Origin of the sequence: Haloarchaeobius ordinarius (assembly GCF_051801355.1) — an archaeon.
Lineage (GTDB): Archaea > Halobacteriota > Halobacteria > Halobacteriales > Natrialbaceae > Haloarchaeobius.
The window spans coordinates 68,412-81,189 of record NZ_CP196560.1; the positions used below are offsets into that span (position 1 = coordinate 68,412).

General features: G+C 64.5%; 14 protein-coding genes and 1 tRNA gene. 8 read left to right on the forward strand and 7 right to left on the reverse strand.

Annotation, left to right across the window (positions count from 1 at the left end; all coding sequences use genetic code 11):
• The first annotated feature begins 1 nt into the window (after window position 1).
• The 3 genes from pstB (at window position 2) to phoU (ACSC1R_RS00455) (ending at window position 2,480) form a co-directional block, all read left to right on the forward strand.
• Window positions 2-886 (forward strand): phosphate ABC transporter ATP-binding protein PstB, encoded by an 885-nt coding sequence (gene pstB / locus ACSC1R_RS00445; protein ID WP_439027104.1) that lies wholly within the window; start codon window positions 2-4, stop codon window positions 884-886.
• Between the two features lie 61 nt (window positions 887-947).
• Window positions 948-1,613 carry a phosphate signaling complex protein PhoU gene (phoU, locus tag ACSC1R_RS00450; RefSeq protein WP_439027105.1) on the forward strand — a complete coding sequence of 222 codons (666 nt, stop codon included), beginning with the start codon at window positions 948-950 and terminating at the stop codon, window positions 1,611-1,613.
• A gap of 195 nt (window positions 1,614-1,808) precedes the next feature.
• Window positions 1,809-2,480, forward strand: coding sequence for a phosphate signaling complex protein PhoU (gene phoU / locus ACSC1R_RS00455; protein WP_439027106.1), 672 nt, complete (start codon window positions 1,809-1,811; stop codon window positions 2,478-2,480).
• On the opposite strand, the gene ACSC1R_RS00460 is transcribed toward phoU (ACSC1R_RS00455), so the two are convergent.
• A complete protein-coding gene (locus ACSC1R_RS00460; RefSeq protein ID WP_439027107.1) occupies window positions 2,474-3,022 on the reverse strand; it encodes a hypothetical protein in 549 nt (182 codons plus the stop codon). The two genes, phoU (ACSC1R_RS00455) and ACSC1R_RS00460, sit on opposite strands and share 7 nt — an antisense overlap.
• A gap of 187 nt (window positions 3,023-3,209) precedes the next feature.
• Here ACSC1R_RS00460 and ACSC1R_RS00465 point away from each other — a divergent pair, with 187 nt between their 5' ends.
• Complete coding sequence (locus tag ACSC1R_RS00465; protein ID WP_439027108.1) at window positions 3,210-4,019, forward strand: hypothetical protein; 810 nt, start codon at window positions 3,210-3,212, stop codon at window positions 4,017-4,019.
• A 313-nt stretch (window positions 4,020-4,332) separates the two neighbouring features.
• On the opposite strand, the gene ACSC1R_RS00470 is transcribed toward ACSC1R_RS00465, so the two are convergent.
• Window positions 4,333-4,488 (reverse strand) — tRNA-Met (locus ACSC1R_RS00470).
• A gap of 133 nt (window positions 4,489-4,621) precedes the next feature.
• Between ACSC1R_RS00470 and ACSC1R_RS00475 the strand changes: the two genes are divergently transcribed.
• A complete protein-coding gene (locus tag ACSC1R_RS00475) occupies window positions 4,622-6,136 on the forward strand; it encodes a DUF7115 domain-containing protein (RefSeq protein WP_439027109.1) in 1,515 nt (504 codons plus the stop codon).
• Window position 6,137: 1 nt separating this feature from the next.
• On the opposite strand, the gene ACSC1R_RS00480 is transcribed toward ACSC1R_RS00475, so the two are convergent.
• Window positions 6,138-6,500 carry a DUF5830 family protein gene (locus ACSC1R_RS00480; protein ID WP_439027110.1) on the reverse strand — a complete coding sequence of 121 codons (363 nt, stop codon included), beginning with the start codon at window positions 6,498-6,500 and terminating at the stop codon, window positions 6,138-6,140.
• 139 nt (window positions 6,501-6,639) lie between these two features.
• Here ACSC1R_RS00480 and ACSC1R_RS00485 point away from each other — a divergent pair, with 139 nt between their 5' ends.
• Entirely contained in the window at window positions 6,640-7,317 is a 678-nt protein-coding gene (locus tag ACSC1R_RS00485) for a TVP38/TMEM64 family protein (RefSeq protein WP_439027111.1), read from the forward strand.
• On the opposite strand, the gene ACSC1R_RS00490 is transcribed toward ACSC1R_RS00485, so the two are convergent.
• A complete protein-coding gene (locus tag ACSC1R_RS00490; RefSeq protein WP_439027112.1) occupies window positions 7,302-7,853 on the reverse strand; it encodes a response regulator in 552 nt (183 codons plus the stop codon). The two genes, ACSC1R_RS00485 and ACSC1R_RS00490, sit on opposite strands and share 16 nt — an antisense overlap.
• An 82-nt stretch (window positions 7,854-7,935) precedes the next feature.
• Window positions 7,936-8,076, reverse strand: a complete 141-nt coding sequence (locus ACSC1R_RS00495; RefSeq protein WP_439028742.1) for an HVO_2523 family zinc finger protein — start codon at window positions 8,074-8,076, stop codon at window positions 7,936-7,938.
• Between the two features lie 113 nt (window positions 8,077-8,189).
• On the opposite strand from ACSC1R_RS00495, the gene ACSC1R_RS00500 reads away from it, so the two are divergent.
• The gene (locus ACSC1R_RS00500) at window positions 8,190-8,465 is read left to right on the forward strand and encodes a hypothetical protein (protein WP_439027113.1); all 276 of its coding nucleotides are present in this window, start codon (window positions 8,190-8,192) and stop codon (window positions 8,463-8,465) included.
• A gap of 4 nt (window positions 8,466-8,469) precedes the next feature.
• Here ACSC1R_RS00500 and ACSC1R_RS00505 read toward each other — a convergent pair whose 3' ends face one another.
• Both ACSC1R_RS00505 and ACSC1R_RS00510 read right to left on the reverse strand, forming a co-directional pair.
• Window positions 8,470-8,994, reverse strand: a complete 525-nt coding sequence (locus tag ACSC1R_RS00505) for a protein-tyrosine phosphatase family protein (protein ID WP_439027114.1) — start codon at window positions 8,992-8,994, stop codon at window positions 8,470-8,472.
• A 48-nt stretch (window positions 8,995-9,042) separates the two neighbouring features.
• Window positions 9,043-12,165: an adenosylcobalamin-dependent ribonucleoside-diphosphate reductase gene (locus tag ACSC1R_RS00510; RefSeq protein ID WP_439027115.1), complete on the reverse strand. Its 3,123-nt coding sequence runs from the start codon at window positions 12,163-12,165 to the stop codon at window positions 9,043-9,045.
• Between the two features lie 358 nt (window positions 12,166-12,523).
• Here ACSC1R_RS00510 and ACSC1R_RS00515 point away from each other — a divergent pair, with 358 nt between their 5' ends.
• Window positions 12,524-12,778: a hypothetical protein gene (locus tag ACSC1R_RS00515; protein ID WP_439027116.1), complete on the forward strand. Its 255-nt coding sequence runs from the start codon at window positions 12,524-12,526 to the stop codon at window positions 12,776-12,778.

A 12,778-nucleotide genomic window follows, 5' to 3' on the forward strand; every position in this document is an offset into this window, starting at 1 on the left:
AATGACACAAGAAATGAGCAACGACCAGGCTGAATCGACGTCGACGAACGACCCCGTCAGTGACGACGGCTCCATGCTGGAGACCGACGTGACCGCGGGACTCGACGAGGACAGCGACACCGGTGGGGGTATCGAACGCACCATCGTCGAGGCGCAGGACGTCAACGTCTGGTACAACGACGACCAGGCACTCCAGAACATCTCTTTGCAGGTTCCGGAGAATCAGGTCACCGCCATGATCGGCCCGTCGGGCTGTGGAAAGTCGACGTTCCTCCGGTGTATCAACCGCATGAACGACCTCATCGACGCCGCCCGCGTCGAGGGGAAACTGTACCTCGGCGACAAGGATGTCTACGACGACGACGTCGACCCCGTCGCACTCCGTCGCCGCGTCGGGATGGTGTTCCAGAAACCGAACCCGTTCCCGAAGAGCATCTACGACAACGTCGCCTACGGCCTCGAGATACAGAACAAGGAAGGCGATTACGACCAGATCGTCGAGGAGTCCCTCAAGCGCGCCGCTCTGTGGGACGAGGTGAAAGACCGCCTCGACGAGTCCGGGCTCGAACTGTCCGGTGGCCAGCAACAGCGGCTCTGTATCGCGCGGGCCATCGCACCTGACCCGGAGGTCCTCCTGATGGACGAACCGGCGTCGGCGCTCGACCCCGTGGCGACCTCGCAGATCGAGGACCTCATCGACGAGCTCGCCGAAGACTACACGGTCATCATCGTCACGCACAACATGCAGCAGGCGGCGCGTATCTCCGATAAGACCGCCGTGTTCCTCACCGGTGGCGAACTCGTCGAGTTCGGTGACACCAAGCAGATCTTCGAGAACCCCGACAACCAGCGCGTCGAAGACTACATCACCGGCAAGTTCGGATAGGCCGGTTCGTATCAACCGATAGACGAAACCGTTTCAAACGGCCCGTGATTTCACTCATCTAATGGCACGTCAGAGCTACCAATCGAAACTCGACTCCCTCGAGGACGACGTCCTCTACATGGGAGAGGTCGTCCTCGACCGACTGCGCGACACGCTCGTCGCCCTCGAGAACAAAGACGAACAGACCGCAGAACGAATCATCCAGACCGACGACGAGGTGAACCAGCTCTACCTCGACATCGAACAGCAGTGCATCGACCTGTTCGCACTGCAACAGCCCGTCGCGGGTGACCTCCGGTTCATCGCCGCGTCGTTCAAGATAATCACCGACCTCGAACGCGTCGCCGACCTCGCGACCAACCTGGCTCAGTACACCCTCGAAGCCGAGCGCGACGTGTTCCCCGAGGTCGACATCCAGGATATCGGCGACCTGACCATCGCGATGGTCGAGGACGCCCTCGACGCCTACGACGAGTGGGACGCCGACGCCTGCTTCGAAATCGCCGACCGAGACGACGAGGTCGACACCCGGTGTACGGAAGCGAGTCAGGTCGTCGTTCGGGACCTCGTCGAAGCCGAACACGAGGCCGACACCGAGGAGGTCTTCAACGACGTCTCCCGCCTGCTCCTGACGATTCGTGACCTCGAACGCGTCGGCGACCACGCCGTCAACATCGCCGCGCGTGCGCTCTACATGATAGAGAACGACGACGCGCTCATCGAGTAACCCGGCGCATCGCCTCCGTAGACCGTCGATTCGGTGTCTCCGTTTTTCGTCGATTTACACCGCGAGACGGCAGTCTCTCCCCGGCGCAGGCAACGGTCTCCAGACAGCCAACGAGCGGCCCGGCCCGGGGGGTGCCACCGCCCGCCCGGTCGAACTAGCGCAACACCGATAGGTCAGCGGACGAAACGTTCTGGCATGCCCCGCGAGAGTTTCCAGCGGAAACTCGATTCGCTTGAGTCGGAGGTCCTGTACATGAGTGACATCGTCGTCGACCGGTTGCGGACCGCCCTGTCGGCGATGGAAGCTGGAGACGAGTCAGCTGCGTGGCAGGTCGTCAACGGTGACGGCGAGGTCAACCGCATGTACCTCGACATCGAGCAACAGTGCATCGACGTGCTGGCACTCCAGCAGCCGGTCGCGGGTGACCTCCGGTTCGTGGCCGCTTCCTTCAAGATAATCACGGACCTCGAACGCATCGGCGACCTGGCGACCAACCTCGCGCAGTACACCATCGACGCAGAGGAAGACGACTACCCGGAGGTCGACGTGCAGGAGATCGGAAGCGAGACCATCAAGATGGTCGAGTGGGCGATGAACGCCTACACCGAACGCGACGTCGAGGTCTGTTACGACCTGGCCGCCTACGACGACGAGGTCGACGCGAAGTGCGAACACGCGAGCCAGGTCGTCGTCCGCGACCTGCTCGAATCCGAAGCCGGGGCGGAGACCGACGTCGAGGCCGCACTGGACGCCGTCTCTCGGCTACTCCTGACCGTGCGCGACCTCGAACGGGTCGGTGACCACGCGGTCAACATCGCCGCGCGAACGCTCTACATGGTCGAGAACGACGACGAACTCATCTACTGAACGTCGACCGTCCAGCCCGACGGAGAGCCGTCGGCGGCCGACAGCTGTGACACACCGGGGAGGCAGGCGAGTCGCTCTTCTACCATCGTCCACCACGAGTCTTCGTCGGTGTAGCCAGCGGAGTGGGCGGGATACACGGAAGCGACGAGTTCGTCGCTGGTCGTCTCTCCCTCCTCTCGGAGGAACTCGTACGACGCCCGGACCGCGTCACGCCGCCAGTCGCGCATCATCTCGCTCGCACCGGGAACCGAGAGCGACGCGATGACGCGCTCGGCCCGCGCTTCGGGCGAGGTCTCGACGCCTTCTGCCGGACGATACCACACCGTAAGCGTCGTCTCACGCGACCGGAGTTCCTTCCGTCGAAGGTCGCCGCGCTCGACGAGTTCCGTACAGAGCGACCGAACCTCGTCCTCGTCGATGCCGACTGCCGCCGCGAGTTCCGCCGTCGTCCCCGGCTCTCCCACCGCCAACTGTTCGAGGACGAGCACTGCCGGGACGGTCGTCCCGCCGTTTCCCATCGAACGAGTCTCGTTTACGCCCATACGTCCCAGTCGCTCTCCACCCACATCATCGTTTCTACGATTACCTGTAGCAATAAAAGACATATCTCGTTGTTGTTGGCTAAGTTTTAGATAGGGAGGGCCCGTGATTTACGCGCATGGCAACTGCGAGCCGACGCAACGCGTGGTCACGACCGGTGTTCCTGACAACCAATCTGAGTGTGTACCGATGAGTTCCATCACGATCGAGGTCGACGACCCCGACAAGGCGTACGAGAGCGTGCTCGAACTGTTCGAGGCCGCACCCGTGGACTTCTCGCAGGTCACGTCGGTCCGGCTGGAGATCGAATACGACGCGGGCGAAGACGGCGACGAGTCGGACGATGAGGCGTCCGGGGCAGACGTCGACTCGAAGTCTGCCGGCGATGCACGCCAGCAGCGAGCATCCATCACCGACGCCGAGGGCAGAACGATTCCCTCGACGTTCGGCCCAGAAGGCGACGACACGGACGACGCCACCGTCGACGGGGCAGACGAAATCACGTTCGGGAGCGAGACATCCGCAACCGGAGACGGGGACCCCTTCGGCGCGTCGAGCGCGTCTGACCCTGGGGCGTCCATCTTCGGTACGGACGCCGACGCCACGGCCGACTCTGAAGCCGCCGACACCGGGGACTCCATCTTCGAATCGACGACCGACGACGGTGGGACGGACCAGCAGCGGTCGACCGAACCCGACGACACGAACGGTGTGACCTTCGAGGACCCGGGGACGACAGCCGACCCTGTCGACACCGAGTCGACCGACCCGACCGCACCACGAGGCGACGACGGCCCCACCCCGTCCCCGCGCACCTACAACAAGGTGATGCGGCTCCTCCAGAACAGGGACTTCCCCATCGAACGGTCCCAGATAGAGGCGGTCGCCGCAGGCGCGTACGACGTCGACCCCGACGAGTGTCGGACCATCGTCGACGCCGCTATCGACAAGGGCCTCGTCGCACAGGACGGGCCGATGCTCGTCGACCCGACCGAGTGACCAACCGGCACCGACCGGCTCGCACCCGATTCTGGCTCCTCCTCGCGTTCGCGAACGTCGCTCCGAACGGTTGGCGTCACCATTCCACACGATTCGGGAGGTATCACTCCCTCCATCCGAGAGATATCACTCGACTCCGTCTCGTGCTGTCAGTGAAAATGGCCGGGGCGGGCTCCGAACTTCAGTCGGAGACGAGCTCCGACTGCTCGCCGGCTCACATCCGTTCGCCGGCGACCGTAAACGGGTTCGTCACGTCTACCGCCACGTTTTCACGAAGTTATCACTCGACTCCGTCTCGTGATGTCAGTGAAAATGGCCGGGGCGGGCTCCGAACCCGCGATCTCCGCATGACCCAGGTCCGAGACTTGGCGGGTCTCGTGGGGGCATGCATGAGCCTTCCCAGGCAGTTACCGCACCGAATCTCTAAACCCTATGAGTGCGGCGCTATGTCCAGCTAAGCCACCCGGCCTCACTCTTCGCTTGTCCAGTGTCAAACTTAAACCTTCTCAACTGTCCCCGCCCTGTCTGGGAGTCTCACCCTGAGTCGGCGGGCGTTTCACCGGCCCCACGGATTTATACCGTGGGGTAGTAAAGCAGTGAGCATGGACGTTCCGGGCATCGTAGAGTCGACACTCGCGGGCGAAGACGTCGCAGCCGAGGTCTCCCTGGGTGGGGAGAACGTGCTCTACGTCACACCGACGCGGACCCTCGTCTACCAGTCCGAAGGCTTTCTGAGCGACGAATCGGTCGACGAGTATCCACACGAAGCAGAGCGCATGACCGTCAAGGAGGGTCGACGCAAGACCCGCATCACACTGGAGTACTCCCTCGACGGGGCGAGAGACTTCACCGTCCCAGCCAACGTCTCGGAGGCGGTCGTCCACCCCGTCCTCGCCGGCGTGCTCAACGCCAGCGGGGTCACGAACCCCGGCGAGACGGTCACCCAGACGTTCCGGTTCTCGGAACTCACCGTCGTCATCACCTCCGAGCGCCTCGTGAAACACGTCGGCGGTGCCGTCTGGGACGAGGACTACGAGGAGTACCACTTCGCGGACGTGACGGGTCTCAGTTTCGAGGACGGGAGCGTCGCGACGCAGGTCGTCCTCGAGGTCGACGGCCGCCCGGAGCGCATCAAGATCGCCAACGACCGCGCGGCCGAGGTCAAGGAGTACCTCCAGCAATCGCTCTTTGCGTACTACGACGTGCGCTCGCTCGACGCGCTCAACGACGCGGTGCGCCCCGACGAGGCCGACGAGGAAGAGCGGCCGTCACCCATCGATTTCGGTGAGGGTGTAGACCCGCTCGACGCTGGCAACACGGTCCAGCCCGACGAAGTCACGGACGTGGACGGGACAGTCGCATCGATGGACGAGGTCCCCGACGAGCCCGAGACGACGGGTACACCAGCCACTTCCACGGGGGAAGCGGCACAGCCGCCTCGACAGCAGGGACAGGAACAGCGAACCCAGCAGGGAAGCCAACAGGTCGACGAGGCACGACCGGAGCAACAGTCCGACCCGCTGGCAGGTGGTAGCAATACCTCAGCAGGCGCGGAGACGAACCAGTACGAGCAGGCGCCGGTCTCGCAGGACCAGCCTGCGTCTGACCCGGCGGCCCGACAGTCACAGCAGCGTCAGCCAGCCCACGAGGAACGAGGGCCACCGCAACACGAGCAGACTCCACAGGCGAACCAGCAAGCGTCCGCACAGCCTCAGACGGGGCAGGTCGACCAGCGGCCTGCCCGGTCCTCACAGCCCAACGACGCGGCCGATGCGGCCGACTCGCAGGGAACGTTGGCAGCCGAATCGTCCACAGCCCAGACCGAGCAGGCGTCCGAATCGCCACCCGAACCCGAACCGGACCCGAGTGACACGGAGCGGTCGGTCGACCAGGACCCGGTGACGGCGCAGGAGGCTGCGTCGGGCGACGATGGAGCCGACACCGACTCCCCGTTCGAAGCGGCCGGGTTCCAGCCCGCGACGGCTGACGAGACCGACGAGGCCGTTATCGAGCGACTCGACAGTCTCGAACGACAGGTCGAGACGCAGAACGAACTGCTCGAACGGCAGGGGAAACTCATCCAGCAGTTGATAGACGAACTCAGTCGGAGTCGTTGACTCACTCGCGGCCGGTTACCTTCCGGACACAGGACGACCCGAACGGCCCCAGTTCTCCCGCATCCAGTTCGATGAAGTGACCCGTCGTGATACCGGTGCCACAGCGGCGGCACTCGAAGTCGCCTTCCCGGGTGACCACGTCACTGGTCTGGCTGACGAAGCCGCTCCCGGTCGTCTGGACGACCCCGTCCTCGCGCTCGATGACGCCCCGCATCACGGCAGTGTCGAGTATCTCACGGACGGCGGCCGGGTCTCGTGTGACGACCTCGATACGGTCCATCGCGTCCGCCAGTGACAGCTCCGGGTCCTCGAGTTTCGAGAGGAGTTCCACGCCGAGTTCGATGCGGTCGTCGTGTGCGTCCATCGATTCGTCCTCCTCCCGCCACGCGATTAAGCCTTGCGCGGCAGGGGACCTGTCTGCGCGGCGGGAGACCAGTTCCTTCGACCGGATTCCAGTTCTCGCACCGAAAAACCGTTATCGTCTCGCCGGCGAGGTGGGGACGATGCGAGCAGACCTGTCCCCGCGCGCCGTCGGCGGCGTGGCCCTCGTCGCTCTCGTTCTGGCGGCGAGCCTGCTCATCTCGCCGGATGCGGTTCTCGTCCACGTCGAAGCGCTCGCGGCGGAGCCGTTGCTGTTCGGTCTGGCGCTCGTCGTCCTCTACTCGCTCCGGCCGCTGGTCGCGTGGCCGACGACGCTCGTCGCGGTCGTCGTCGGCTACGGCTACGGGGTCGCGTTGGGCGTTCCTATCGGGCTCGCGGGGGCGGTGTTCACGTCGATGCCACCGTTCTTCGCGGCCCGGTGGGTCGACGGTGGCGGCCCCGTGCCGCTCCTCGACCGGTTCTCGCCAGTCGGACAGTTCCGGTCCTCCGCAGAACGGTACTTCGAGACCGCAGGAGGGTTTCGCGGTGTCACGGCGGCCCGGCTGGCCCCGATTCCGGCCGACGCCGTCACCTGTACGGCGTCGGTCAGTGGCGTCTCGCTCCGGAGCTTCGTCGCCGGCACGCTCGTCGGCGAGCTGCCGTGGACGATAGCCGCCGTGGTCGTCGGGAGTTCGGCGAACACGCTCACCACGCACGGGCTGGGCGCTATCGGGTTACCGCTAGCGGTCGCGATGGTCGTCTCGGCGGCAGTCCTCTTGGCCGGACCGGCCTACGAGACGTTCGCTCACTCCTCGGAGTAGAGTTCGGACAGCCTGTCCTCGGCCTCCTCGGCCTCGGCAGCGAGTTCGTCGCCGATGTCCTTCAGTCGGTCTTCGAGTTGCTGGTACTCGTCGGTGTTCGAGAGGTCGTCGAAGTCCAGTTCCTCGTCCAGCGTCTCCATCTTGTTCGATATCTCCTCGTGCTCGCGGCGGGTGCCGTCGAAGCGGTCTTTCACCCGGAGGGACTCGATGAGTCGGGTGAGCTGGCTCTGTGAGACCGGTTTCGTGAGGTAGTCGTGGATGTCCATCTCGATGATGTCCAGCCCGGGGTCGACTGCGGTCACCATGACGACCCAGCAGTCGTACCCCTCGACCCGGATGCGTTCTAGCACCTCGTCGCCGGAGAGGTCTGGCATGTGGCGGTCGAGGAGCACGATGTCGACCGAGTGGTCGATGGTCTCGATAGCCGACCGGCCGTCGTAGGCGGTCAGCGTCTCGTACTCCTCACTGACCCACGTCGCGTAGAGGTCGGCGAGGCTCTCCTCGTCGTCGACCACGAGTATCGTCGGTTGCTGCATGACTGACCAGGGTACTTTTCCAACCCACGACCGGGGTCGTCCTATGGCTTTCGGCCCTTCTGGCCCGAACGCTGATACGTGTTCAGTTGAACGGGTCGGAACAGTCGTAGACGACGCCGTGTTGCTCGCAGACGTACTTGCAGTGGCGCTTGTACAGCGGTTCGCCACACATCGGGCACGGTCGCCCACCGTGGTCGGCCGTGGTCTCGTCGGCAGCCTCCACACTGCACGCCTCTCCGTCTTGCTCGCCCTCGTCGGCCATACCTCGCCTTGCGGGCCGAGCGTCCTAACGGTATCGAGCGAGAGTATATCACGCTGGCCGACGTGTTCCGACGTATGCAGGGCGACCGCGACCCCACCGGCCTCGACGACCGCACCACCGCCATCCTCCGGCGGAGCAACCAGCGTGCGTACAACGCACTCCGGCTCGTGTTGCTCGGGCTGCTCGTCGGGCGACTCGTCCGCGACCGCGAACTCGACCGCGGCCTCCTCGGCGCACTCCTCGCGAGCACCGTCGTCGACGCGCTCTACCAGTTGTACTACCAGACCGGCGGCTACGAGCACGACCGCGAGGGCCTGTCACCGGACGCGGTCGAGGTCCAGGTCGAATAGCGTCTCAGACTCCCTTCTCGGCGAGGTACACGACGGCTCGCTCGTGGAGCGCCGGGTGTGGCATGGCGGCGGGGCGAACCGCCTGCACCAGGCCGAGTGCCTCCCGGAACGACCGGCCGTCTTCGGCAGCGAGCGCGATGGCCAGGAGCGTACTGCTTCGCGAGATACCGGCCCTGCAGTGGACCAGCAGTGAGCCGTCTTTCCTGTAGAGTCGCCGGACAGTGTCGGCGGCACGTTCGAACCGTGTCCAGTCGGTGCCAGGGCCGTCGACCAGCGGACGATGGTGGGTCGTGAGCGGGCGTTCCTCGGCCGTCGCCGAGAGGACGAAGGCGAAATCGCGGTCACAGCAGTGCCGGTCGTGCGACTGCGGGTCGGCCGCCAGTTCGTTCCCGAGGTACAGGTCACGGTCCCCGATGCGGCACACCACAGGGTAGTCTTCGACGTAGCCCTTCGGGCGGACCAGTACAGTGTCGTCCTCGTGTTCGAAAGCGGAGAGAGCAGCCTCCGAATCGTTCGAGCCGTGGCTCATACGGGTCAGAGAGAAGAGAGAGTCCGTCAGCGTCGAGTTATCGTCGACTCAGCACTCCGACCAGCCACAGGACTCGCAGGTCTTGCAGCCTTCGGAGTAGTACAGCGAGAGCGAGCCACAGTCGGGGCACTCGGGGCTCTCACCGGCCGCGATGAGGTCGTCCACCGCGTCCGAGGTGTGACCCGCGTCGGGGGCCGGCGTCTCTGCGGCCGCGGATCCACCGTCGGTCTCACGTGCCTCGGCACGACGGCGCTCGGCGGCTTCTTCGGCGGTCTCGTCGAGCGTCTTCTGCTGCGGGTAGGTGCGGTCTATCTCGTCGTCGAGGTAGCGCCGGAGGGCGGTCCCGAAGGCGTCCGGGATGGAGTTGATCTGTTCGCCCTTGTCCCAGGCGACCTTCGGCGAGCGGATGCCCTGGAGCTTGTCGACGACCTCGTTCGGGTCGACGCCGGAGCGCAGCGCGATGGAGATGGTCTTCGCGAGCGCGTCGGTAAAGGAGTTCGTGAAGCCACCGGAGTGACCCGTGTTCGCGAACAGTTCGAACGGTTCGGCCGTCTGCGGGTCCTCGTTGATGGTGACGTAGAGCTTGCCGTAACCGGTGTCGATGCGCTGGGTGACGCCGTGGAGCTGGTCCGGGCGCTCTTTCTTCTTGGCGTAGCTGCGTGCCTCGCCACCGACGATGTCGGCCACGTCGGACTCGAGCTTCGCACGGACGTCCTCGCTGTCGAGGAAGCCTTCGATGCCGCCGAAGGCGGCCTCGATCTGGTCGACGATGACCTCGGCCGCCTCGCCCTCGTCGGCGAAGTCGGCGTTGTCGGCACGCGTGGTGAGGACCTGCTTGGAGCGGGTACCGTCGCGGTAGACGGTGACGCCCTTCCCGCCGTTCTCGTAGATGTAGCGGTACACCTCGTCCATGTCCTCGATGGACGCGTCGTTCGGGAAGTTGCAGGTCTTCGAGATGGCGGAGTCGACGCCCTCCTGGCAGGCGCACTGGACGGCGGCGTGTTGCTTGCCGGTCAGGTCCTGCGTGGTGACGAACAGTTCAGAGATGGCGTCCGGGACCGTCGTCAGGGACTCGACGCCGTCGAACTCGTTGGCAGCCATCTGCTCCTGGGCCTCCTCCTTGACGGCGTCGACGTCGATGTCGTTCGCCTCGAGGGTGCGCAGGAAGTAGTCGTCGAACTCGACGAGCATCTCGTCGCCCTGCACGTCGTCGGAGACGTTCTTGTAGTACGCGACGTTGTAGATGGGCTCACAGCCGCCGGTGGTGTTGCCGACCATCGAGGTCGTCCCGGTCGGGGCGATGGTGGTCGTGTTGTGGTTGCGGATGGTGAAGCCGTCTGCCCACTCCTCGGGGTCGAGCCCGGTGTGGTGCTCGAACCACTCGGGGTACTGCGTCGGGTTCGCGTACTTCGAGTCGTCCCAGTCGTTGAACGCGCCGCGTGCCTCGGCGAGTTCGTGGGATGTCCACTTCGACTCGTGGTTGATGTGACGCATGAGCTGGCGGGCGACCTCGTTGCCCTCCTCGGAGCCGTACTCGATGCCGAGCTGGATGTAGAGCTGGGCGAGCCCCATGACGCCGAGGCCGATTTTCCGCATGTCGCGGACCTTCTCTTCTATCTTCTTCACCGGGAAGTCCGACATCGTGACGACGTTCTCGAGGAAGCGGGTGCCGCGGTCGATGCGGTAGTCGAACTCCTCGAAGTCGATGGCCTCCTCCAGGAACGCCGAGACGGCCGCCTCGTGGGAGTCGTACTCGTCGGCGTGCTCGGCGGACCAGACGCGCCAGTCGGGGGCGTCGAGGTCGGCCAGCGTGGAGAGGTTGATGTGCCCGAGGTTGCAGGCCTCGTACTCCTCGAGGGGCTGCTCGCCACAGGGGTTCGTCGCGAGGATGCGGTGGTCCGGGTGCTCCTCCACGTCGAAGGAGTGCTGCTTGTTCACGCGCTCTAAGTAGATGACGCCGGGTTCGCCGTTCTCGTGAGCGCCCTCGACGATGTCCTCCCAGATGACTTCGGCGGGCATCGACAGGACCTCGCCGACCTCGACGTACTCGCCGAGACCGAACATCTCGTAGAGTTCCTTGGTCTCGGGCGTCGCGACGTGGGGTTCCTCGGTGCGCGGGTTGGTGAAGGTGAACTCCTCGTCGTTCTGGAGCGCCTCCATGAAGTCGTCCGTGACACCGACGGAGATGTTGAAGTTCGAGAGGTGGCCTTCGACGGCGTTGCGGAGGTGTTTCGGAACTTTGCCCTCGTCGTCGATGAGTTCGCGAGCCTCCTCCAGTGCGTCCGCGAAGGAGGTGTGCGTGTAGTCGTCGGGGTCGTTCAGGCGCAGCGTCTGGGCGAGCGAGACGTCCTTGTTCTTCGAGTGGATGAACTGGATGACGTCGGGGTGTGAGATGCGCATGACGCCCATCTGTGCGCCGCGGCGGGCCCCACCCTGCGCGATGGTCTCGCACATCTGGTCGAAGGTGCGCATGAACGTGATGGGCCCGGAGGCGATGCCACCGGTCGACCCGACCGCGTCACCGTAGGGGCGGAGTCGCCAGAAGGCGTACCCCATGCCACCGCCGGACTGGAACACCTGGGCGGCCTCCTTGGCGGTCTGGTGGATGTCGTCGATGTCGTCGTCGGGGGAGTCGACGAAACACGCCGAGAGCTGCTGGAGTTCGTCACCGGCGTTCATCAGGGTCGGCGAGTTCGGCATGAAGTCGAGGTTCGACATCATCGACTCGAACTCCTCGGCGATGTCCTCGACGTGCTCGCGGATGTCCGCGGGCAGTTCGGGTACGACGGTGTCGTACGCGAACTTGTTCACGTTGTAGATACTGAGTTCGGTCTCGGCGTCGTCCGAGAGCGAAGTCCCCATCCCGAAGACCTCCTCGGCGAGCTCGTCGCGGCGCGGGTGGTCCGGTTTGAGCTGGTCCGGCGTGACCGTGATACTCACGTCCTCTTTCTCGGCCTCGTAGACGGCCTCGGCGAGTGCGATGTTCTTGCCGACGCGCACGAAGAGGTCCTCCTGGGACTCGACGAGTTCGCCGTCGGCGTCCTTGCGAAGGTAGCGCGCGGGCAGGATGTTCTCGTACGCGTTCCCCGTGAGACGGTCGGCGAGGGTCTCCCCCTCGGTCCGCTTGATGGGCAGCTCTAGTTCGTCGGCGGACAGTTGTTGTTCGCTCATGCGGTCCCCTCCCCGCCCGTATCTGGCCGCGTACGGGCGAATTCGTCGTCGAAGCGTCGTGTCGATGTCATCGGTAGTAGCGAAGGTTGGTTACTCTATCGTCCTTCATAAATGGACGGGTTACGGATTTTTTGGACTACTGCAAGTCAGCTTGTGTTACAGTGTCGCCACTTTACGAATCTATCACGAACCCGTGATGTGGCGGCACGGTCGCCACCACGCTGGTAATGGCTCGGTCGTTATAACATCACTCAAACCAGAGTGAAAGTGTAACTTCGGGAACCGCACGCGGGAGCGAATTCGGAGCCAATCAGTTTCGCCCATAGGCTTATCCCCCAGTCGTGCGCCATATACATGCATGTTCGAACTTCCGGGGCTGGTCCCGATGCAGGTCGGGGTCGAGACGATCGGTGGCGTCGTCCTGCTCGTACTCGCGCTCGTGGTGATGTACAAGGTCATCAACCTCGCGTTCAGTATCGCGGTGAAGGTGCTCGTCATCGCGATAGCGGCCCTGGTGGTTCTCTGGGGGCTGTCGCTCGTCGGATTCAATCCGCTCGGGCTACCGTTCCCCGCTGCGATGGCGATTCCAGCGGAAGCAGGACTGTTCGGCTAG

Bases quoted from the DNA above. Each gene is read 5' to 3' on its own strand.
- ACSC1R_RS00510 (WP_439027115.1), bottom strand. From the start codon at position 12,165: ATGAGCGAACAACAACTGTCCGCCGACGAACTAGAGCTGCCCATCAAG.
- phoU (WP_439027105.1), top strand. From the start codon at position 948: ATGGCACGTCAGAGCTACCAATCGAAACTCGACTCCCTCGAGGACGAC.
- pstB (WP_439027104.1), top strand. From the start codon at position 2: ATGACACAAGAAATGAGCAACGACCAGGCTGAATCGACGTCGACGAAC.
- ACSC1R_RS00460 (WP_439027107.1), bottom strand. From the start codon at position 3,022: ATGGGCGTAAACGAGACTCGTTCGATGGGAAACGGCGGGACGACCGTC.
- ACSC1R_RS00475 (WP_439027109.1), top strand. From the start codon at position 4,622: ATGGACGTTCCGGGCATCGTAGAGTCGACACTCGCGGGCGAAGACGTC.
- ACSC1R_RS00485 (WP_439027111.1), top strand. From the start codon at position 6,640: ATGCGAGCAGACCTGTCCCCGCGCGCCGTCGGCGGCGTGGCCCTCGTC.
- ACSC1R_RS00465 (WP_439027108.1), top strand. From the start codon at position 3,210: ATGAGTTCCATCACGATCGAGGTCGACGACCCCGACAAGGCGTACGAG.
- ACSC1R_RS00505 (WP_439027114.1), bottom strand. From the start codon at position 8,994: ATGAGCCACGGCTCGAACGATTCGGAGGCTGCTCTCTCCGCTTTCGAA.
- ACSC1R_RS00515 (WP_439027116.1), top strand. From the start codon at position 12,524: ATGTTCGAACTTCCGGGGCTGGTCCCGATGCAGGTCGGGGTCGAGACG.
- ACSC1R_RS00480 (WP_439027110.1), bottom strand. From the start codon at position 6,500: ATGGACGCACACGACGACCGCATCGAACTCGGCGTGGAACTCCTCTCG.
- ACSC1R_RS00490 (WP_439027112.1), bottom strand. From the start codon at position 7,853: ATGCAGCAACCGACGATACTCGTGGTCGACGACGAGGAGAGCCTCGCC.
- ACSC1R_RS00500 (WP_439027113.1), top strand. From the start codon at position 8,190: ATGCAGGGCGACCGCGACCCCACCGGCCTCGACGACCGCACCACCGCC.
- phoU (WP_439027106.1), top strand. From the start codon at position 1,809: ATGCCCCGCGAGAGTTTCCAGCGGAAACTCGATTCGCTTGAGTCGGAG.